This window comes from Streptomyces sp. NPDC048254 (assembly GCF_043201895.1).
GTDB lineage: Bacteria > Actinomycetota > Actinomycetes > Streptomycetales > Streptomycetaceae > Streptomyces.
Map to the genome: position 1 here is coordinate 154,936 of NZ_JBICZJ010000007.1, position 20,089 is coordinate 175,024.

16 protein-coding genes are annotated in these 20,089 nt (G+C 69.3%); 12 read left to right on the forward strand and 4 right to left on the reverse strand.

Annotation, left to right across the window (positions count from 1 at the left end; genetic code table 11):
* The first annotated feature begins 297 nt into the window (after window positions 1-297).
* The 3 genes from metH (at window position 298) to ACGFZQ_RS21135 (ending at window position 6,667) form a co-directional block, all read left to right on the forward strand.
* On the forward strand, window positions 298-3,813 hold the full coding sequence (gene metH, locus ACGFZQ_RS21125; RefSeq protein WP_393841611.1) for a methionine synthase: 3,516 nt from the start codon (window positions 298-300) through the stop codon (window positions 3,811-3,813).
* 128 nt (window positions 3,814-3,941) lie between these two features.
* Window positions 3,942-4,643, forward strand: coding sequence for an HAD family hydrolase (locus ACGFZQ_RS21130; RefSeq protein WP_393841612.1), 702 nt, complete (start codon window positions 3,942-3,944; stop codon window positions 4,641-4,643).
* 422 nt (window positions 4,644-5,065) lie between these two features.
* Window positions 5,066-6,667 carry an ABC transporter substrate-binding protein gene (locus ACGFZQ_RS21135; RefSeq protein ID WP_393841613.1) on the forward strand — a complete coding sequence of 534 codons (1,602 nt, stop codon included), beginning with the start codon at window positions 5,066-5,068 and terminating at the stop codon, window positions 6,665-6,667.
* A gap of 72 nt (window positions 6,668-6,739) precedes the next feature.
* On the opposite strand, the gene ACGFZQ_RS21140 is transcribed toward ACGFZQ_RS21135, so the two are convergent.
* Both ACGFZQ_RS21140 and ACGFZQ_RS21145 read right to left on the reverse strand, forming a co-directional pair.
* The gene (locus tag ACGFZQ_RS21140; protein ID WP_020939010.1) at window positions 6,740-7,411 is read right to left on the reverse strand and encodes a response regulator transcription factor; all 672 of its coding nucleotides are present in this window, start codon (window positions 7,409-7,411) and stop codon (window positions 6,740-6,742) included.
* Between the two features lie 15 nt (window positions 7,412-7,426).
* Window positions 7,427-8,368, reverse strand: a complete 942-nt coding sequence (locus ACGFZQ_RS21145; protein WP_393841614.1) for a RecB family exonuclease — start codon at window positions 8,366-8,368, stop codon at window positions 7,427-7,429.
* A 140-nt stretch (window positions 8,369-8,508) separates the two neighbouring features.
* Between ACGFZQ_RS21145 and ACGFZQ_RS21150 the strand changes: the two genes are divergently transcribed.
* The 3 genes from ACGFZQ_RS21150 (at window position 8,509) to ACGFZQ_RS21160 (ending at window position 12,108) form a co-directional block, all read left to right on the forward strand.
* Complete coding sequence (locus ACGFZQ_RS21150; protein ID WP_393841615.1) at window positions 8,509-10,023, forward strand: site-2 protease family protein; 1,515 nt, start codon at window positions 8,509-8,511, stop codon at window positions 10,021-10,023.
* A 71-nt stretch (window positions 10,024-10,094) separates the two neighbouring features.
* Window positions 10,095-10,997, forward strand: coding sequence for a tRNA (adenine-N1)-methyltransferase (locus tag ACGFZQ_RS21155; RefSeq protein WP_351700261.1), 903 nt, complete (start codon window positions 10,095-10,097; stop codon window positions 10,995-10,997).
* Window positions 10,998-11,526: 529 nt separating this feature from the next.
* Window positions 11,527-12,108, forward strand: coding sequence for a hypothetical protein (locus ACGFZQ_RS21160; RefSeq protein WP_351739831.1), 582 nt, complete (start codon window positions 11,527-11,529; stop codon window positions 12,106-12,108).
* A 46-nt stretch (window positions 12,109-12,154) separates the two neighbouring features.
* On the opposite strand, the gene ACGFZQ_RS21165 is transcribed toward ACGFZQ_RS21160, so the two are convergent.
* Complete coding sequence (locus ACGFZQ_RS21165; protein ID WP_393841616.1) at window positions 12,155-12,460, reverse strand: ferredoxin; 306 nt, start codon at window positions 12,458-12,460, stop codon at window positions 12,155-12,157.
* Window positions 12,461-12,996: 536 nt separating this feature from the next.
* On the opposite strand from ACGFZQ_RS21165, the gene arc reads away from it, so the two are divergent.
* From arc to prcA, 6 genes are all read left to right on the forward strand, one after another.
* Window positions 12,997-14,763, forward strand: a complete 1,767-nt coding sequence (arc, locus tag ACGFZQ_RS21170; protein ID WP_393841617.1) for a proteasome ATPase — start codon at window positions 12,997-12,999, stop codon at window positions 14,761-14,763.
* Window positions 14,764-15,007: 244 nt separating this feature from the next.
* Entirely contained in the window at window positions 15,008-16,519 is a 1,512-nt protein-coding gene (gene dop / locus ACGFZQ_RS21175; RefSeq protein ID WP_393841618.1) for a depupylase/deamidase Dop, read from the forward strand.
* A gap of 195 nt (window positions 16,520-16,714) precedes the next feature.
* Window positions 16,715-16,933 carry a ubiquitin-like protein Pup gene (locus ACGFZQ_RS21180; RefSeq protein WP_351739822.1) on the forward strand — a complete coding sequence of 73 codons (219 nt, stop codon included), beginning with the start codon at window positions 16,715-16,717 and terminating at the stop codon, window positions 16,931-16,933.
* Window positions 16,934-17,050: 117 nt separating this feature from the next.
* The gene (locus ACGFZQ_RS21185) at window positions 17,051-17,362 is read left to right on the forward strand and encodes an endonuclease VII domain-containing protein (protein ID WP_393841619.1); all 312 of its coding nucleotides are present in this window, start codon (window positions 17,051-17,053) and stop codon (window positions 17,360-17,362) included.
* Window positions 17,314-18,159, forward strand: a complete 846-nt coding sequence (prcB, locus tag ACGFZQ_RS21190; protein WP_351739816.1) for a proteasome subunit beta — start codon at window positions 17,314-17,316, stop codon at window positions 18,157-18,159. Before ACGFZQ_RS21185 ends, prcB begins: the two co-directional genes overlap by 49 nt.
* A 71-nt stretch (window positions 18,160-18,230) precedes the next feature.
* Window positions 18,231-18,989 (forward strand): proteasome subunit alpha, encoded by a 759-nt coding sequence (gene prcA, locus ACGFZQ_RS21195; RefSeq protein ID WP_382535254.1) that lies wholly within the window; start codon window positions 18,231-18,233, stop codon window positions 18,987-18,989.
* Between the two features lie 80 nt (window positions 18,990-19,069).
* On the opposite strand, the gene ACGFZQ_RS21200 is transcribed toward prcA, so the two are convergent.
* Window positions 19,070-20,086: a LacI family DNA-binding transcriptional regulator gene (locus tag ACGFZQ_RS21200; RefSeq protein WP_351739809.1), complete on the reverse strand. Its 1,017-nt coding sequence runs from the start codon at window positions 20,084-20,086 to the stop codon at window positions 19,070-19,072.
* Window positions 20,087-20,089 lie beyond the last annotated feature (3 nt).

The following is a 20,089-nucleotide window of genomic DNA, read 5'->3' on the forward strand; positions in this document are numbered from 1 at the left end:
CCACGTCGACTCTCCGCTAATGGTCGGTCGACACCTGTTACACCAGGCGTGGTCCGCGCCCACCGCACGTGTGGTCCCCGCGGCCCACCTCACGTGCGGTTCCCGTGCGCGGCGCGGACGCCGTGGTGGGCGACATACTCGCCCATCCGGCGGCTCACCAGCCCCTCACCCGTCCGCCACATGGACGCCCTGCCCATCCAAGCCCACACCCGGTTAGGCTGGCGCAGTGCGTCCGTGGCCGGGCCCGGCCCGGCGGACCGCATAGCCGACAGCCGTCGCATCCAAGGGAGCCCCTTCATGGCCTCGTTGCCGCCGTCCCCTTCCGCCGACAGCCGGACCCGCGTGTCCGCGCTCCGAGAGGCGCTCGCCACCCGTGTGGTGGTCGCCGACGGAGCCATGGGCACCATGCTCCAGGCTCAGGACCCCACCCTCGACGACTTCCAGCAGCTAGAGGGCTGCAACGAGATCCTGAACCTGACCCGACCCGACATCGTCCGCTCGGTCCACGAGGCGTACTTCGACGCGGGCGTGGACTGCGTCGAGACCAACACCTTCGGCGCCAACTACGCGGCGATGGCCGAGTACGACATCCCCGAGCGCGTCCACGAACTCTCCGAGGCGGGCGCCCGGATCGCCCGCGAGACCGCCGACGGCTATCTCGCCCGCGACGGCCGCCAGCGCTGGGTGCTCGGCTCCATCGGCCCCGGCACCAAGCTGCCCACCCTCGGTCACATCGGGTACACCACGATCCGCGACGCCTTCCAGCAGAACGCCGAGGGCCTGATCGCGGGCGGCGCGGACGCGCTGATCGTGGAGACCACCCAGGACCTGCTCCAGACCAAGGCCGCCGTGATCGGCGCCCACCGCGCCCGCGAGGTCGCCGGCCTGGACGTCCCGATCATCGTCTCCGTCACCGTCGAGACGACCGGCACCATGCTGCTGGGCTCCGAGATCGGCGCCGCGCTCACCGCGCTGGAGCCGCTCGGCATCGACATGATCGGCATGAACTGCGCCACCGGCCCCGCCGAGATGAGCGAGCACCTGCGCTACCTCTCCCGGCACTCCCGGATCGCGCTGTCGTGCATGCCCAACGCCGGCCTGCCCGTCCTCGGCAAGGACGGCGCCAGCTACCCGCTCAGCCCCTCCGAACTGGCCGACGCCCACGAGACCTTCGTACGGGACTACGGCCTCTCCCTCATCGGCGGCTGCTGCGGCACCACCCCCGAGCACCTGCGCCAGGTCGTCGAGCGGGTCCGGGACGTCACCCCGCCCGAGCGCAGCCCGCGCCCCGAGCCCGGCGCCGCCTCCCTCTACCAGACCGTCCCCTTCCGCCAGGACACCTCGTACCTGGCCATCGGCGAGCGCACCAACGCCAACGGTTCCAAGAAGTTCCGCGAGGCCATGCTGGAGGCCCGCTGGGACGACTGTGTGGAGATGGCCCGCGAGCAGATCCGCGAGGGCGCCCACATGCTGGACCTCTGCGTGGACTACGTGGGCCGGGACGGCGTCGCCGACATGCAGGAGCTGGCCGGCCGTTTCGCCACCGCCTCCACGCTGCCGATCGTCCTGGACTCCACCGAGGTCCCCGTCATCCAGGCCGGCCTGGAGAAGCTCGGCGGCCGCGCCGTCATCAACTCCGTCAACTACGAGGACGGCGACGGCCCGGAGTCCCGCTTCGCCAAGGTCACCAAGCTGGCGCGCGAGCACGGCGCCGCGCTGATCGCGCTGACCATCGACGAGGAGGGCCAGGCCCGCACCCCCGAGAAGAAGGTCGAGATCGCCGAACGGCTGATCGAGGACCTGACCGGGAACTGGGGCATCCACGAGTCGGACATCCTCATCGACACCCTGACCTTCACCATCTGCACCGGCCAGGAGGAGTCCCGGGGCGACGGCATCGCCACCATCGAGGCGATCCGCGAACTCAAGCGCCGCCACCCGGATGTCCAGACCACGCTCGGTCTGTCCAACATCTCCTTCGGCCTCAACCCGGCCGCCCGCATCCTGCTGAACTCCGTCTTCCTCGACGAGTGCGTCAAGGCGGGCCTGGACTCGGCGATCGTGCACGCGAGCAAGATCCTGCCGATCGCCCGGTTCTCCGAGGAGGAGGTGCAGACCGCCCTCGACCTCGTCCACGACCGCCGCACCGAGGGCTACGACCCGCTCCAGAAGCTGATGGCCCTCTTCGAGGGCGCCACCGCCAAGTCCCTCAAGGCCGGCAAGGCCGAGGAACTGGCCGCCCTCCCGCTGGAGGAGCGCCTCAAGCGCCGCATCATCGACGGCGAGAAGAACGGCCTGGAGGCCGACCTGGACGCGGCCCTCCAGGACCGCCCCGCCCTGGAGATCGTCAACGAGACCCTGCTGGACGGCATGAAGGTCGTCGGCGAGCTGTTCGGCTCCGGCCAGATGCAACTGCCGTTCGTCCTCCAGTCCGCCGAGGTCATGAAGTCCGCGGTCGCCTACCTCGAACCGCACATGGAGAAGTCGGACGCCGAGGGCAAGGGCACCATCGTGCTCGCCACCGTGCGCGGCGACGTCCACGACATCGGCAAGAACCTCGTCGACATCATCCTGTCCAACAACGGCTACAACGTCGTCAACCTCGGCATCAAGCAGCCCGTCTCCGCGATCCTGGAGGCCGCCGACGAGCACCGGGCCGACGTCATCGGCATGTCCGGTCTGCTGGTCAAGTCCACGGTGATCATGAAGGAGAACCTGGAGGAGCTCAACCAGCGCGGCCTGGCGGCCAGTTACCCGGTGATCCTGGGCGGCGCCGCCCTCACCCGCGCCTACGTCGAGCAGGACCTGTACGAGATCTACGAGGGCGAGGTCCGCTACGCCCGCGACGCCTTCGAGGGCCTGCGCCTGATGGACGCGCTCATCGGCGTCAAGCGCGGAGTGCCCGGCGCCAGCCTGCCGGAACTGAAGCAGCGTCGGGTGCGGCCGACCGCCACCGTCGAGGCCGAGGAGCGGCCCGAGGAGGGCCACGTCCGCTCCGACGTCGCCGTCGACAACCCGGTGCCCACCCCGCCGTTCTGGGACACCCGCGTCATCAAGGGCGTCCAGCTCAAGGAGTACGCGAGCTGGCTCGACGAGGGCGCCCTCTTCAAGGGCCAGTGGGGCCTCAAGCAGGCCCGCACCGGCGAGGGACCCACATACGAGGAACTCGTCGAGACCGACGGCCGCCCCCGGCTGCGCGGCCTGCTGGACCAGCTCCAGACCGAGAACCTGCTGGAAGCGGCCGTGGTCTACGGCTACTTCCGCTGCGTCTCCAAGGACGACGACCTGATCATCCTGGACGAACGCGGCAACGAGCGCACCCGGTTCACCTTCCCGCGCCAGCGCCGCGGCCGCCGGCTGTGCCTCGCCGACTTCTTCCGCCCGGAGGAGTCGGGGGAGACGGACGTGGTCGGCCTCCAGGTCGTCACCGTCGGCTCCCGCATCGGCGAGCGGACCGCCAAGCTCTTCGAGGCCAACTCCTACCGTGACTACCTCGAACTGCACGGCCTGTCCGTCCAGTTGGCCGAGGCACTCGCCGAGTACTGGCACGCGCGCGTCCGTGCGGAGCTGGGCTTCGCCGGCGAGGACCCGAGCGACGTCGAGGACATGTTCGCCCTGAAGTACCGGGGCGCCCGCTTCTCCCTCGGCTACGGCGCCTGCCCGAACCTGGAGGACCGCGCCAAGATCGCCGACCTGCTCCAGCCCGAGCGGATCGGCGTCCAGCTGTCCGAGGAGTTCCAGCTGCACCCCGAGCAGTCCACCGACGCCATCGTGATCCACCACCCGGAGGCGAAGTACTTCAACGCACGGTGAACGGTACGGCGACACCGAGACGTGTCCCACACCGCACATTGATCCGATAAGTCGTACACTGGTCGGTCCACAGCAGGCCGGTTCCCCGCATGGGAACCGGCCTGGTCGTCCCTCAAGGAGGTGTGTGGATGACCAGCACGGTCCCCGCGCTCGGAACCCGTACGGCGGAAGGCTCGGCGCTTCAGGCGGTGCTCCTCGACATGGACGGCACCCTGGTGGACACCGAGGGCTTCTGGTGGGACGTCGAGGTCGAGATCTTCGCCCGCCTCGGCCACACCCTCGACGAGTCCTGGCGCCATGTCGTGGTCGGCGGCCCCATGACCCGCAGCGCCGGGTTCCTCATCGAGGCCACCGGAGCGGCCATCACGCTCGCCGAACTCAGCGTGCTGCTCAACGACGGCTTCGAGCAGCGCATCGGCACCGTCCTGCCGCTGATGCCCGGCGCCAAGCGGCTGCTCGCCGAACTCCACGAACAGCAGATCCCCACCGCCCTGGTCTCCGCCTCGCACCGGCGCATCATCGACCGCGTCCTGACCTCGCTGGGCCCCCACCACTTCGCCCTGTCGGTCGCCGGCGACGAGGTCTCCCGCACCAAGCCCTATCCGGACCCGTATCTGCTCGCCGCCGCGGGCCTTGGGGTGGATCCGGCCAGATGCGCGGTGGTCGAGGACACCGCGACCGGTGTCGCCGCCGCCGAGGCCGCCGGCTGCCAGGTGGTCGCCGTACCGTCCGTCGCGCCCATCGCCCCGGCCGAGCGGCGCACCGTGGTCACCTCCCTGGAAGAGGTCGACCTGGCATTCCTGCGCGGACTGATGACGGAAATGCGCTAGCCGTTCACCCAGCGTGCGAACGGCATTGGGTGAAATCCCGGCGACGCTCATTCAACGGAATTCGCAACTGTTCAACCGGCTGAATTCCGATACCCATCCCCACCATTGCCCATGTGACGTTCCCCACGTGCACGGGGGTCGACAACGTTGCCCGGGTGTGCCGCTTCCCCCTGATCGGGGGGAATTCAGGCGCCCTTGTGTCCCGATTGGGGAGACGCTGCACTAATCCTGCCGCCGTCGGGTTTTCGGTCTGTCCGCAGCCGGTTCCACTGCGTGATGGGACCTCAACTCATGCGCCTGTGAGCCCTCCTGCGGGCGCGCACTAATCTCATCGCGAGAACATCGCCGTTACCCCCGTGGTCCGCTTCGACACCCCTGCATGCCGGATACACGGACTCGAACAGCTCTGGAGAACTTCGAGCATGAACCGCAAGACTTTGGTGCTGCCGGCTGTGATCGGCCTGCTCACTCCGGTTCTCGCCGCGTGCGGTGGATCCGACAGTGGCAGCGCGAGTGACGGCGCGATCGTCGTCGGCACCACCGACGGGTTCACCGCCACGAAGGACGCCCCGGCGCCGGTCGATCCCGCCTACTCCTACGACGTCGGCGGCTGGAACATCCTGCGTCAGACGGTGCAGACCCTGATGAGTCAGCCCAAGGGCGAGGGCGACCCGGTCCCCGACGCCGCCGAGAGCTGCTCCTTCACCGACAGCGGCAGCGAGCGCTACGCCTGCAAGCTGCGCGAGGGCCTGAAGTTCTCCGACGGCAACGCCGTCACCGCCGAGGACGTCAAGTGGTCCATGCAGCGCGCCCTGCGGATCAAGTCCGACACCGGCGTCTACGCCCTCCTCTCGAACATCGACACCATCGAGACCCAGGGCGACCGCGAGGTCATCTTCCACCTCAAGACCGCCGACGCCACCTTCCCGTACAAGCTGTCCACTCCGGTCGCGGGCATCGTGAACCCGAAGGACTACGAGAAGGACAAGCTCCGCGACGGCTTCGACATCGACGGCTCCGGCCCCTACACCTTCAAGGCCGACGTCAAGAACGACGAGCTCGTCTCCGCCACCTTCACCAAGAACCCGAACTACAAGGGCAGCGTGAAGGTGAACAACGAGCAGGTCGTCATGCGCTCGTACAAGGACGCCGACGCCATGGGCGAGGCGATCGACAAGGGCGACATCGACCTGATGACCCGCACCATGTCGCCGTCCCAGATCAAGAAGCTCGACACCGGCGACGACGCCAACGTCGACCTCGTCGAGATGTCCGGGCTGGAGATCCGCTACCTCGGCTTCAACACCGACGCGCCCACGGTCAAGTCCAAGGCCGTCCGCCAGGCCATGGCCCAGGTCATCAACCGCGACGATCTCGTCGGCAAGGTGTACGGCACGCAGGCCGAGCCGCTGTACTCGCTGGTCCCGGCCTCCGTGACCGGCCACTCCAACTCCTTCTTCAACAAGTACGGCGACCCGAACGTCTCCAAGGCCAAGAACCTGCTGACCGCCGCGAACATCACCACCCCGGTGAAGCTCACGCTGCACTACACGACCGACCACTACGGTCCGGCCACCAAGCAGGAGTTCGAGGTCCTCAAGCAGCAGCTCAACGACAGCGGCCTGTTCGACGTCAGCATCGAGGGCACCCCCTGGTCGACCTACCAGACGGCCGAACGCAAGGGCGACTACGACGTCTACGGCATGGGCTGGTTCCCCGACTTCCCGGACGCCGACAACTTCCTCGCGCCGTTCCTCGACAAGGACAACTTCCTCAAGTCGCCCTACGCCAACACCCGGATCATCAACACGCTGATCCCGGAATCCCGCCGCGAGGCCGACCGGGCCAGCGCCACCGGCAGCCTGACCGAGATCCAGGACGACGTCGCCGACGACGTCCCGGTGCTGCCGCTGTGGCAGGGCAAGCAGTTCGTCGCCGCCCGCGACGACATCACGGGCGTCGCCTACACCCTCAACTCCTCCGCCAGCCTCCAGCTGTGGGAGCTCGGCCGCGGCTCCAGCTGACGACCGGTCACACGAGCACGCGAAGGGCGCCCCCTCTCCACGGAGAGGGGGCGCCCTTGCCGTTTCCTTCGCCTACTGCGCGCCGGGCCGCACCAGGCCGCTCTCGTACGCGTACACCGCCGCCTGCACCCGGTCCCGCAGCCCCAGCTTGGTCAGCACATGCCCCACATGCGTCTTCACCGTGGTCTCGCTGACGAACAGGTCGGCGGCGATCTCCGCGTTCGACAACCCCCGCGCGACCAGCTTCAGCACCTCCACCTCACGGTCGGTGAGCGTGTGCAGGGTGTCCGGCACCGGCTCCTCGCCGGACGGCAGATGCGTGGCGTACTTGTCCAGCAGCCGGCGCGTGATGCTCGGCGCCAGCATCGCCTCGCCGCCCGCCACCACCCGGATCGCCTGCACCAGCTCGTTGGCCGGAGCATCCTTCAGCAGGAAGCCGCTGGCGCCCGCACGCAGCGCCTCCACCACGTACTCGTCGAGATCGAACGTGGTCAGCACCAGCACCTTCGCCGGGCCGTCCCGGCCGGGACCGGTGATCTGCCGGGTCGCCTCCACGCCGTCCATCCGCGGCATCCGGATGTCCATCAGCACCACATCGGGCTGGAGGGCGCGCACCTGGTCGAGAGCCTGAAGGCCGTCTCCGGCCTCGCCCACGACCGCGATGTCCTGCTCGGCCTCCAGAATCATCCGGAACCCGGTTCGCAGCAGTGGCTGGTCGTCGACCAGTAGGACGCGGATGGCCACGGTGAGTCTCCTTCGCTAGTCCGCGCCCATTCTGCCCTGCGGAACCTCCCCGGAGTCGGCCGACCTCACCGGCAGCGGATACGGCGGGGGAGTACCGCCGAACTCCGGGCAGTGCGCCTGGTGGTCGCACCAGCCGCACAGCTTCGTCGGACGCGGCCGCCACTCCCCGGACTCCGTCGCCTGCCGGATCGCCTCCCACAGCGCGAGCAGCTTGCGCTCCACCCGCTCCAGATCGGCGAGCACCGGGTCGTACGTCAGCACGTCACCGCTGCCGAGATAGACCAGCTGCAGCCGCCTCGGCACCACGTTCTTCAGCCGCCACACCACCAGGGCGTAGAACTTCATCTGGAACAGCGCGCCCTCGGCGTACTCCGGTCGCGGCGCCTTGCCGGTCTTGTAGTCGACGATCCGCACCTCACCCGTCGGCGCCACGTCGACCCGGTCGATGATCCCGCGCAGCCGCAGCCCCGACTCCAGCTCCGTCTCGACGAACAGCTCCCGCTCCACCGGCTCCAGCCGCGACGGATCCTCCAGCGTGAACCAGCGCTCGACGAGCTGCTCCGCCTCACCCAGCCAGCGGGCCAGCCGCTCGCCCTCGGGATCGTCCGCGAACAGCTCACCGACCTCCGGCCTGCTCTCCCGCAGCCGGTCCCACTGCCCCGGAACCAGCGATCTGGCCCGCGGCACCGTCCGCTCCGCGGCGGGCGCGTCGAAGAGCCGCTCCAGGACCGCGTGCACCAGCGTCCCCCGGGTCGCCGCCTCGCTCGGCTTCTCCGGCAGCCGGTCGATCACCCGGAACCGGTACAGCAACGGACACTGCATGAAGTCGCTGGCCCGCGACGGCGACAGCGACGACGGCGGAGCGGCCGCCCTGGCCCGCACCGCCGTGACCGGCTCTTCCCCCTGAGCGACGACCGCGCCCTGAGCCGGCGAGGCGTCCTCGATGCTGCTCTCCATGGCCACAGACCATACGGCCCGCCACTGACAGTCACCCAACCCGCGTGAGGCCCCGGCCAACACAAGGGGTGCCGGGGCGAAACGCGTCACGACGGCCGCATACCATCGACCGGAGACGACGCTTCTAACGAGGGGACACCGTGGACGTGAGCGGCGGGAGCGGGCAGCCCCGGTCGGACGACGGCGAACCGACCGAGCGGCCCGCAGACCCTACGGCCCCGACCAACGACGGAGGCCCGGACCCCACCGACGCCCCGACGGCTCCGCCACGGGCCGGGACACCCGCCGACCCCGGGAAACCGGAGCCGGAGCCGAAGCCGGAACCGCCCGCCGAGACGCCCACCCCCGAGAACAAGAACCCGAAGACACCTCCCGAACCACCGACCTCCGCCACCGGTTCCGACCGCACCGGCGCGGTCGGCGCCGCCCGTCCCGACGAGACCGGCGAGCGTGGTCACGCGCACGCCGGTATGGCGAAGGGGCGGCCGCCGCAGCGGCCCAGGGAACCCGGCGGCGGGCTGCTCATGGGGCGGCCCTTCGGCGTACCCGTGTACGTCGCCCCCAGCTGGTTCATCGTCGCCGCGCTGATCACCTGGGTCTTCGGCGGCCAGCTCGACCGCGTGCTGCCCGAACTCGGCGCCGCCCGCTACCTCGTCTCCCTCTTCTTCGCCATCGCCTTCTACGCCTCCGTCCTGGTCCACGAACTCGCCCACACGGTCGCCGCGATCCGTTTCAAACTCCCCGTCCGCCGCATCCAGCTGCAGTTCTTCGGCGGCGTCTCCGAGATCGAGAAAGAGGCCGAGACCCCCGGCCGGGAGTTCGTGCTGGCCTTCGTCGGCCCACTGCTCTCCCTCGTCCTCTCCGGCCTCTTCTATCTCGCCATGCAGCCCGTCGAGCCCGGCACGGTCCCCGGCGTCCTGCTGGCCGGCCTGATGGTCTCCAACCTCATCGTGGCCATCTTCAACCTCCTGCCCGGCCTGCCCCTCGACGGCGGCCGGATGCTCCGCGCCGTCGTCTGGAAGATCACCGGCAGGCCCATGAGCGGCACCGTCGCCGCCGCCTGGGTCGGCCGCGCCCTCGCCGTCTCCGTCCTGATCGGCCTCCCGCTGCTCAACTACTCGGGCGCCTTCGGCGGCGGCACCGAGGACGCCAACGGCATGGACGCCCTCACCGACGGCCTGCTCGCCGCCGTCCTCGCCGCGATCATCTGGACCGGCGCCGGCAACAGCCTGCGCATGGCCAGGCTGCGCGAACACCTCCCGGAGCTGCGCGCCCGCACCCTCACCCGCCGCGCCGTCCCGGTAGAGACCGGAACCCCCCTCTCCGAGGCCCTGCGCCGCGCCAACGCCGCCGGGGCCCGCGCCCTGGTCGTCGTCGACGCCGACGGCAACCCCCTCTCCCTGGTCCGCGAGGCCGCCATCGTCGGCGTACCCGAGCACCGCCGCCCCTGGGTCGCCGTCAGCGGCCTCGCCCAGGACCTCACCGACGGCATGCGCGTCTCCGCGGAACTGGCGGGAGAGGACCTCCTCGACGTGCTGCGCGCCACCCCCGCCACCGAGTACCTGGTGGTCGAGGACACCGGCGAGATCTACGGTGTCCTGTCGGCGGCCGACGTCGAGCGCGCCTTCGTACGGGCCATGGCCCGCCCCAGCTGAGCCCCGCTCCGCCCAGGCGGTGCGCGTTCCCCGTGGTCGGTGGCCTCCACAAACCCCGGTAGGCTGTTCACATGTCCGAACCGACCGGTGCCGCCCGCAGGCGCGGGCCCTTCAAGGTCGGGGACCAGGTTCAGCTGACCGACCCCAAGGGCCGCCACTACACGTTCACGCTCGAAGCCGGGAAGAACTTCCACACCCACAAGGGCTCCTTCCCGCACGACGAACTGATCGGCGCTCCCGAGGGCAGCGTTGTCCGCACCACCGGCAACGTCGCCTACCTCGCGCTGCGCCCCCTGCTCCCCGACTACGTCCTGTCCATGCCCCGCGGGGCCGCCGTCGTCTACCCCAAGGACGCGGGGCAGATCCTCTCCTTCGCCGACATCTTCCCCGGCGCCCGCGTCGTCGAAGCCGGCGTCGGCTCCGGCTCGCTCAGCAGCTTCCTGCTGCGCGCCATCGGCGACCAGGGCATGCTGCACAGCTACGAGCGCCGCGAGGACTTCGCCGAGATCGCCCAGCAGAACGTGGAACGCTACTTCGGCGGCCCGCACCCCGCCTGGCAGCTCACCGTCGGCGACCTCCAGGACAACCTGTCGGACACCGACGTCGACCGTGTCATCCTCGACATGCTCGCGCCCTGGGAGTGCCTGGAGGCCGTCTCCAAGGCGCTCGTGCCCGGCGGCATCCTGTGCTGCTACGTCGCCACCACCACCCAGCTCGCGCGGACCGTCGAGTCCATCCGCGAGATCGGCTGCTTCAACGAGCCGACCTCCTGGGAGACGATGATCCGCAACTGGCACGTCGAAGGCCTGGCCGTCCGGCCCGACCACCGGATGATCGGCCACACCGGCTTCCTGCTCACCGCCCGGCGCCTCGCCGACGGCGTCGAGCCGCCCATGCGCCGCCGCCGCCCCGCCAAGGGCGCCTACGGCGAGGACTACGACGGCCCCAACGCCGACGGCGGCACCGGCCGCTGAGCCGTCCCGTCAGCGTGTCGCAGCGTCAACGTACGAGCGCCGCTGCCGAGTTCCTCCGACCCGACCGGAACTCGGCAGCGGCGCTCACGCGTTGACGCGACAGAACGCCGACGCGACAGCCGACGCGGCGCAGGACCCCGGAACCCAACGCCACACCCCACCCCACGGAACCCCACCCGCCGCCACGGAAGCCGGCCTTGCTGTCGCGCGGAAGCCCCCCACTGTCCGCGGCGGCTGACCCCACTGTCACGCCAGCCCACCCCGCCGTCCGCGGCGGCTCACCCCGCTGTCGCGCGCAAGCTCACCCCGCCGTCGCGGCGGCTCGCCGCGACGCGAAAGCCTCCCCGGCCGACGCGGAAGCCTCGCCAGCTGTGGCGGAAGCCCCGCCGGAGCTGTGGCGGAAGCCTCGTCGGCCGCCGCGGGAGTCGGCCGCCGTCGGAAGCACACCCCGCCGTTCCCCACCCACTGTGACGTGTGGCACTATGCAGGCCATCCCCCACCGGCACAGGCCTCGCAGGAGACACTCCTAGTGCAGCAATCCGTGGTCCCGGAGCTCGCTCACACCGACCCCCGCCCCATGCACTGGCTAGCCACCGCCACTGCTGTGACCGGCGTCATCGCGCTGTCATCCCTCTTCCAGCCGGGCGCGGCCAAGGCCGCCCAGCCCACGGCCGGCACCGAGACGAAGCCCACCCCCGCGGCCACCGCGCCGCCCAGCGTCACCGGCGTGGACTTCCCCCTCGACTGCGGCCCCGTGAAGGAGGTGGTCGTGAAGAAAGCCACCGGAGACCTCGACGGCGACGGCAGACCGGAAACCGTGGCGGTGGTCCACTGCGACTCGGCCATGGGCACCCCGCCCGACGGCGTCTACGTCCTCACCCAGGCCGCCGACGCCACCCGCCCCCGCGTCGTCGCCACCCTCGTCGACCCCAAGGACCGGCTCACGGTCACCGACTTCACGGTCGCCGCCAGAGCGGTCACCACGACCCTGCTCGGCTATTCCTCGGACAATGTGCCCAGTTGCTGCCCGGACGTGAAGACCCGCGCCACCTGGCGCTGGGACGGCCACACGTTCGTCCGCTCCACCCCCGCGGCCGCCCACAGCGTCTGACCGCCACACCCGCACGACCCACAGGCCACGCGGAGTGGCCGGAAAGTCACTCCGCGTCCGGCCCGTACACCTCGACCCGGTCCGTGACCCGGCGCACATGAATGCACTCGCCCGGACACTCGCGCGCCGAATACACCACATCCGTCAGCAGCGGCAACGGCACCGGCACCGTCGCCCCCTTCGCCAGCAGCAGCTCATCGTCCACGCCCTTCACATAGGCCAGGCCGTCGATGTCCAGCTCGAACACCTCCGGGGCGTACTGGGCACAGATCCCGTCACCCGTACAAAGATCCTGGTCGATCCAGACCTCAAGCGCCTCCGCGCCGGCCAGGGCCTCCTGCTGCACGGTCATCTCTCCTGCCGTCGAAAGCGCCGGACGGCCGGACCCGGCGGTCACCCGGTCCCGCCCCGGCGGGTGTTGAACTCCATCGACCCTACCCCCGCCCGAACCGCCCCCGGCCGTGCCCTCCGCCACGCCCCCACCCGCGCCCTGCGGGCCCTCAGACCCGCGCACACGGCGCACCCGGCCGCGCGGGACGACGGCGCTCGGCCACCGGATCGATCGACTTGAGCCAACCCGCACCCCGCGTCCGCGATCACCCACGCCACCCGCCCGGTTGCTCTGTGTAAGGAAGTACTCACCGGGGCACAACCCCTGAACCGGCATCGGAGCGGACAACTCCGGTCAGTCACGAAGGGTTTTGACCGCTCCCGGCCTGGAACACGCAGCTTCTGAATCGCGTTGAGTGGGTATCCACCGGGCACGAGGGAGAAGCGATGGGTGACCGACGACACACCTTGACAGTCTTTGTGATCTAGGGGTTTCAATCGACACCCACCCAGGTAGGGTCTGGAAGCGTCCAGCTCCCCTTGGAGGAGGTGAGGACCGTGGCAGCCCACGACGACGACATGAACCGCGGCATCCGCCCGGGACGAGGGTCCGACGACCCCGCCGGGCAGATTGCCTACCTTGAGCAGGAGATCGCCGTCCTGCGACGCAAGCTCGCCGACTCTCCGCGACACACGAGGATTCTCGAAGAGCGGATCGTCGAGCTGCAGACGAACCTGGCCGGCGTGTCCGCCCAGAACGAACGACTCGCGAACACACTCCGCGAGGCCCGCGACCAGATCGTGGCCCTCAAGGAGGAGGTCGACCGACTCGCACAGCCGCCGGCCGGCTTCGGCGTCTTCCTCACGGCGAACGAGGACGGCACCGCAGACATCTTCACCGGCGGCCGCAAACTGCGGGTGAACGTCAGCCCAAGCGTTGACCTGGACGAGCTCAGGCGCGGCCAGGAAGTCATGCTCAACGAAGCGCTCAACGTGGTCGAGGCCATGCAGTACGAGCGCGTCGGCGACATCGTCACCCTCAAGGAGATCCTCGAGGACGGCGAACGCGCCCTGGTGCTGGGGCACACCGACGAGGAGCGGGTGGTGCGGCTCGCCGAGCCGCTGCTGGACGTGAACATCCGCCCCGGCGACGCCCTGCTGCTCGAACCCCGCTCCGGCTACGTCTACGAGATCGTGCCCAAGAGCGAGGTCGAGGAACTCGTCCTCGAAGAGGTCCCCGACATCGGCTACGAGCAGATCGGTGGTCTCGGCGGCCAGATCGAGGCCATCCGCGACGCGGTCGAGCTGCCGTACCTGTACCCGGACCTGTTCAAGGAGCACGAACTGCGCCCGCCCAAGGGCGTCCTGCTCTACGGACCCCCCGGATGCGGTAAGACGCTCATCGCCAAGGCCGTCGCCAACTCGCTGGCCAAGAAGGTCGCCGAGGTCACCGGCCAGGCCGCCGGCAAGAGCTTCTTCCTCAACATCAAGGGCCCCGAGCTCCTGAACAAGTACGTCGGCGAGACCGAGCGGCAGATCCGCCTCGTCTTCCAGCGTGCTCGGGAGAAGGCCAGCGAGGGCACCCCCGTCATCGTCTTCTTCGACGAGATGGAGTCCCTCTTCCGCACCCGCGGCTCCGGCGTCAGCTCGGACGTGGAGAACACCATCGTCCCCCAGCTGCTCGCCGAGATCGACGGTGTCGAAGGCCTGCAGAACGTGGTCGTCATCGGCGCCTCCAACCGCGAGGACATGATCGACCCCGCCATCCTCCGCCCCGGCCGCCTCGATGTGAAGATCAAGATCGAGCGCCCGGACGCCGAGGCAGCCAAGGACATCTTCGGCAAGTACCTCACCGAACGCCTCCCGCTGCACTCCGACGACGTCGGCGAGCACGGCGGCAGCAAGGCCACCACCGTCGCCAGCATGATCCAGACGGCAGTGGAACACATGTACGCCGAATCCGAGGAAAACCGCTTCCTGGAAGTCACCTACGCCAACGGCGACAAGGAAGTCCTCTACTTCAAGGACTTCAACTCCGGCGCAATGATCGAAAACATCGTCGGACGCGCCAAGAAAATGGCGATCAAGGACTTCCTGGAGCACAGCCAGAAGGGCCTCCGCGTCTCCCACCTCCTCCAGGCCTGCGTGGACGAGTTCAAGGAGAACGAGGACCTGCCCAACACCACCAACCCCGACGACTGGGCCCGAATCTCCGGAAAGAAGGGTGAACGGATCGTCTACATCCGTACCCTCATCACCGGAAAGCAGGGCGCCGACACCGGGCGCTCCATCGACACGGTGGCGAACACCGGGCAGTACCTGTAAAACACAGGGCGGCTGCGGGTGCCCCCACCGGGTACCCGCAGCCGACTGTTTTTCCGGCCAAAACCGGAACCGAGGCGAGCAAGGCAATGACGCAAATGATCTCCCCACCAGCGCAAAGGCGTTCTAGGCTCTTTCCTACCGCCGAGTCGCGCAGTGCGGGGACGGGCACCGCACACGCACCGGAGCGCCAGCGGTACGCGAGCGGAGCCCACGACCGAGGGCTCCGCCGGGCAAGGAGGGCCGCATGACCGTACGGCGAGTAATGGGCATCGAGACGGAGTACGGGATCTCCGTCCCCGGCCACCCCAATGCCAATGCCATGCTCACCTCATCCCAGATCGTCAACGCCTACGCGGCGGCGATGCACCGGGCCCGCCGCGCCCGCTGGGACTTCGAGGAGGAGAACCCGCTGCGGGACGCCCGCGGATTCGACCTCGCCCGCGAGGCCGCCGACGCCAGCCAGCTCACCGACGAGGACATCGGCCTCGCCAACGTCATCCTCACCAACGGCGCTCGCCTCTACGTGGACCACGCCCACCCCGAGTACAGCTCCCCCGAGGTCACCAACCCCCGCGACGCCGTCCTCTGGGACAAGGCCGGCGAACGCATCATGGCCGAGGCCGCCGAACGCGCCGCCCAGCTCCCCGGCGCCCAGCCCATCCACCTCTACAAGAACAACACCGACAACAAGGGCGCCTCCTACGGCACGCACGAGAACTACCTGATGAAGCGGGAAACCCCCTTCTCCGACATCGTGCGCCACCTCACCCCCTTCTTCGTCTCCCGCCAGGTCGTCACCGGCGCAGGCCGCGTCGGCATCGGCCAGGACGGCCACGAGCACGGCTTCCAGCTCAGCCAGCGCGCCGACTACTTCGAAGTCGAGGTCGGCCTGGAGACCACCCTCAAGCGCCCCATCATCAACACCCGCGACGAGCCGCACTCGGACGCCGAGAAGTACCGCCGGCTGCACGTGATCATCGGCGACGCGAACCTGTCGGAGATCTCGACCTACCTCAAGCTCGGCACCACGGCCCTGGTGCTCTCGATGATCGAGGACGGCTTCATCGCGGTCGACCTCGCCGTCGACCAGCCCGTACGCACCCTCCACCAGGTCTCCCACGACCCCAGCCTCAAGCGCCTCGTCACGCTCCGCAGCGGCCGCACACTCACCGCTGTCCAGCTCCAGATGGAGTACTACGAGCTCTCCCGCAAATACGTCGAGGAGCGCTACGGCTCCGACGCCGACGAACAGACCCGGGACGTCCTGCAGCGGTGGGAGGACACCCTCAACCGCCTCGAGAACGACCCCATGAGTCTCTCCGGCGAACTCGACTGGGTGGCCAAGAAGGAACTCATGGAGAGCTACCGGCGCCGCGACGACCTCGACTGGGACGCCGCCAAGCTCCACCTCCTCGACCTCCAGTACGCCGACGTACGGGCCGAGAAAGGCCTCTACAACCGCCTCGCGGCCCGTGGGCGCATCAAGCGGCTGCTCGCCGAGGCCGACGTCGACAAGGCCCGCACGAGCCCGCCGGAGGACACCCGCGCGTACTTCCGCGGCCGCTGCCTGGAGCAGTACGCCGACGACGTCGCCGCCGCCAGCTGGGACTCGGTCATCTTCGACCTCCCGGGCCGGGACAGCCTCCAGCGCGTCCCAACCCTGGAACCACTACGCGGAACGCGAAATCACGTCAAGGAGCTCCTGGACCGCTGCCGCACCGCAGAAGACCTGGTCAGGGTCCTCTCCGGCGGCTGAACCAGCACCCGGGCCGTACCGGGCGACCGGGGTCAAAACCCCGCTGCCCGGGAATCATCGAGGTGGCCCCCGTACGTTGGAGAAACTGCGGGGCCGATGTCGGACCCGGCTTGTAGGGTCTGATCACCACCGATCGGCAGGAATGCCGACCTGTCGACCATGTCGGGCGAACGCGAACTGAGCGGGGTGAGGGTTATGGCAACCAAGGACACCGGCGGCGGACAGCAGAAGGCCACACGTTCCACCGAGGAGGCCGAGGAGCAGACGCAGGAAGCGCAGGCTTCGGAGGACCTCAAGGAGCGCCACGAGAAGCTGAGCGACGACGTGGACTCGGTTCTTGACGAGATTGACGATGTACTCGAGGAGAACGCAGAGGACTTCGTTCGAAGCTTCGTTCAAAAAGGCGGCCAGTAACCTTCGAATTAAAGGGTTCGGGGGAGTTCGGGTTGGCAAGCGAAGGAAACGCGAAACGCTGCTCGCGGTGCAAGGAGTGCAAGCCGCGAGCGGCGTTCGCCAAGAACAGGTCGATGCGTGACGGCCTGCCAGCCAACCGTCGGGAGTGCGCGGCCGCGTACCAACTACGGTCTCACCGAAGCCGAGCGCGACTCACTGATCGCCGCTCAGTACGGGCTCTGCGCGATCTGTCTGACTGCCCCGCCCATTCATGTGGATCACTGCCACAAGACGGGTAGGGTCCGAGGCGTACTGTGCTTCAACTGCAATTCGGCCATCGGTCTGTTGAGGGACGACCCCGAGACGATCAACCGAGCAGCCGACTACCTGGAAGGAAACGCGTGGAAGCCAACACTCGTAGCACCGGGCGTCTACCAGCTGCCTTCCTGACGCCTGGGTCCTCTTCGTTCATGGACTTTCTCGGTGACCACCAGCCGGAGTTGCTGCCCGGCAAGCGGCAGTTGCCGCCCACGCAGGGGGTGATCGAGGCGCCGCACGGGACGACGATCGTGGCGGTGACCTTCCCCGGGGGCGTGGTGCTCGCCGGTGACCGCCGGGCCACGATGGGGAACGTGATCGCCCAGCGCGACATCGAGAAGGTGTTCCCGGCCGACGAGTACTCGGCGGTCGGTATCGCCGGCACCGCCGGCCTCGCCGTGGAGATGGTCAAGCTCTTCCAGCTGGAGCTGGAGCACTTCGAGAAGGTCGAGGGTGCGCAGCTGTCGCTGGAGGGCAAGGCGAACCGGCTGTCGGCGATGATCCGGTCCAATCTGGGCATGGCCATGCAGGGCCTGGCGGTCGTGCCGCTGTTCGCGGGGTTCGACGTGGACCGGGGCAAGGGGCGGATCTTCTCGTACGACGTCACGGGCGGCCGTTCCGAGGAGCACAACTTCTCCGCGACGGGTTCCGGCTCGGTCTTCGCGCGCGGGGCCATGAAGAAGCTGTTCCGTGAGGACCTGAGTGAGGAGCAGGCGACCACACTGGTGGTGCAGGCTCTGTACGACGCGGCCGACGACGATTCGGCGACCGGTGGTCCCGATGTCGCCCGCCGGATCTACCCGATCATCACCGTGATCACCGAGGACGGGTTCCGCCGGCTCACCGACGACGAGGCCTCCGGGCTCGCCCGTGCGGTGCTGGCGCGCCGTCTGGAGGAGCCGGACGGCCCGCGCGCGGCGCTGCTCTGAGGCGCTCGGCGCTTGTTGTGAAGGTGATCCCAGTGACTTCGACGGAACCCTAAGGAAGGGGACGGATACCGGTGTCGACGCCGTTCTATGTCTCACCTCAGCAGGCCATGGCGGACCGTGCGGAGTACGCCCGGAAGGGCATCGCGCGCGGTCGGAGTCTGGTGGTGCTCCAGTACGCCGATGGCATCGTGTTCGTCGGTGAGAACCCGTCCCGTGCGCTGCACAAGTTCAGCGAGATCTATGACCGGATCGGTTTCGCGGCCGCGGGGAAGTACAACGAGTACGAGAATCTGCGGATCGGTGGGGTGCGCTACGCCGACCTGCGTGGTTACACCTATGACCGTGATGATGTGACGGCGCGTGGTCTTGCCAACGTCTATGCGCAGACGCTGGGCACGATCTTCTCCAGTGCGGCCGAGAAGCCGTACGAGGTGGAGTTGGTGGTCGCGGAGGTCGGGGAGACTCCGGAGGGTGACCAGATCTATCGGCTGCCGCATGACGGTTCGATCGTCGATGAGCACGGTTCGGTGGCGGTCGGTGGCAATGCGGAGCAGATCAGCAGTTATCTGGACCGGGAGCACCGGGACGGTATGACTCTGGCGGAGGCTCTGAAGCTGGCGGTGACGGCTCTGTCGCGGGAGTCGAACGGCACGCAGCGGGAGATTCCGGCGGAGCGTCTGGAGGTTGCGCTGCTGGACCGTACGCGTCCGCAGAAGCGCAAGTTCAGGCGTATCGGCGGCCCGCAGTTGTCCCGGTTGCTGGAGTCGGAGGGTACGGCCACGGCTGCGGCCACCGACGAGGCGGAGGAGTCCGGCGGGGACGTCGAGTAGTCCTTGCTCCCACCCGCTCTGTGCGCCCCGCCCGGTGAGTCGTCCGGGCGGGGCGCGGGTGTGTGTGCGGCCGGGTGCGGCTAGGGCTGTGGTGGGGGCGCGGTGGAGCCTCGTACGACCAGTTCGACGGGGATGTCCCGGCCTTCTGGCGGGCGGCCTTCCAGGACGGCCAGGAGGGCGTGCATGCCGCGTTCGCCGAAGAGTTCGGCGTCCAGTCGAACGGTGGTGAGTTCGGGGTCGATGGCGGTGGCGAGGGCGAGGTCGTCGAGGCCGGTGACGGAGATGTCGTCGGGGATGCGCAGGCCGTGGCGGCGCAGGGCCTTGTAGGCGCCGGCGGCGAGTTTGTCGTCGTCGCAGACGAGGGCGGTGGGGTGGGGGCCGGGGGCGGCGAGGGCGGTTTCGGTGGCGGTGCGGGCGCCTTCGATGGAGATCGGGGCGTGGACGGTGCGTACCGAGGTGCCGGGTACCTCGGCGGTGCGTGCGGCCAGTTCGCGGGCGCGTACTTCGAAGGTCCAGGAGGGGACGTCGGCGGCCAGGTGGAGGAAGCGGCGGTGGCCGAGGCCGAGCAGGTGTTGGGCGACCTGGCGTACGCCGTCGGCGATGTCCAGGTTGACGGTGGCTGCTCCGAGGCTGCCGTCGGGGTCGCTGTCGAGCATGACGAGGGGGAGCTGGTCGCCGCGGATGGCGGTGAGGGCGTCGGCGGCCATGGAGGACGCGATGACGCCGTCGAGGGCGGCCTGGGCGGAGGCGAAGGGGTCGCGGGCTGGGCCGATGCCTTCGGGGGAGGGGTAGAGGACGAGGCCGAAGCCGTGGTCGGCGGCGACGCGGGCGGCGCCGGTGTAGACGCCGGCGAAGAACTCGGTGGTGAGTGCGGGGACGACGAGGAGGACGGTGCGGGTGTGGCCGAGGCGGAGGTTGCGGGCGGCGAGGTTGGGGCGGTAGCCGAGGTCGCGGGCGGCTTCCCGGACGCGTTCGGCGGTGGCCTCGGAGACCCGGCCGCGCCATTTGTCGCCGAGGACGAGTGACACGGCGGCCTGGGAGACGCCGGCGGCCTGGGCGACGTCGCGGCTCGTCGGGCGCGTGCTGCTGCGTGCCACCGG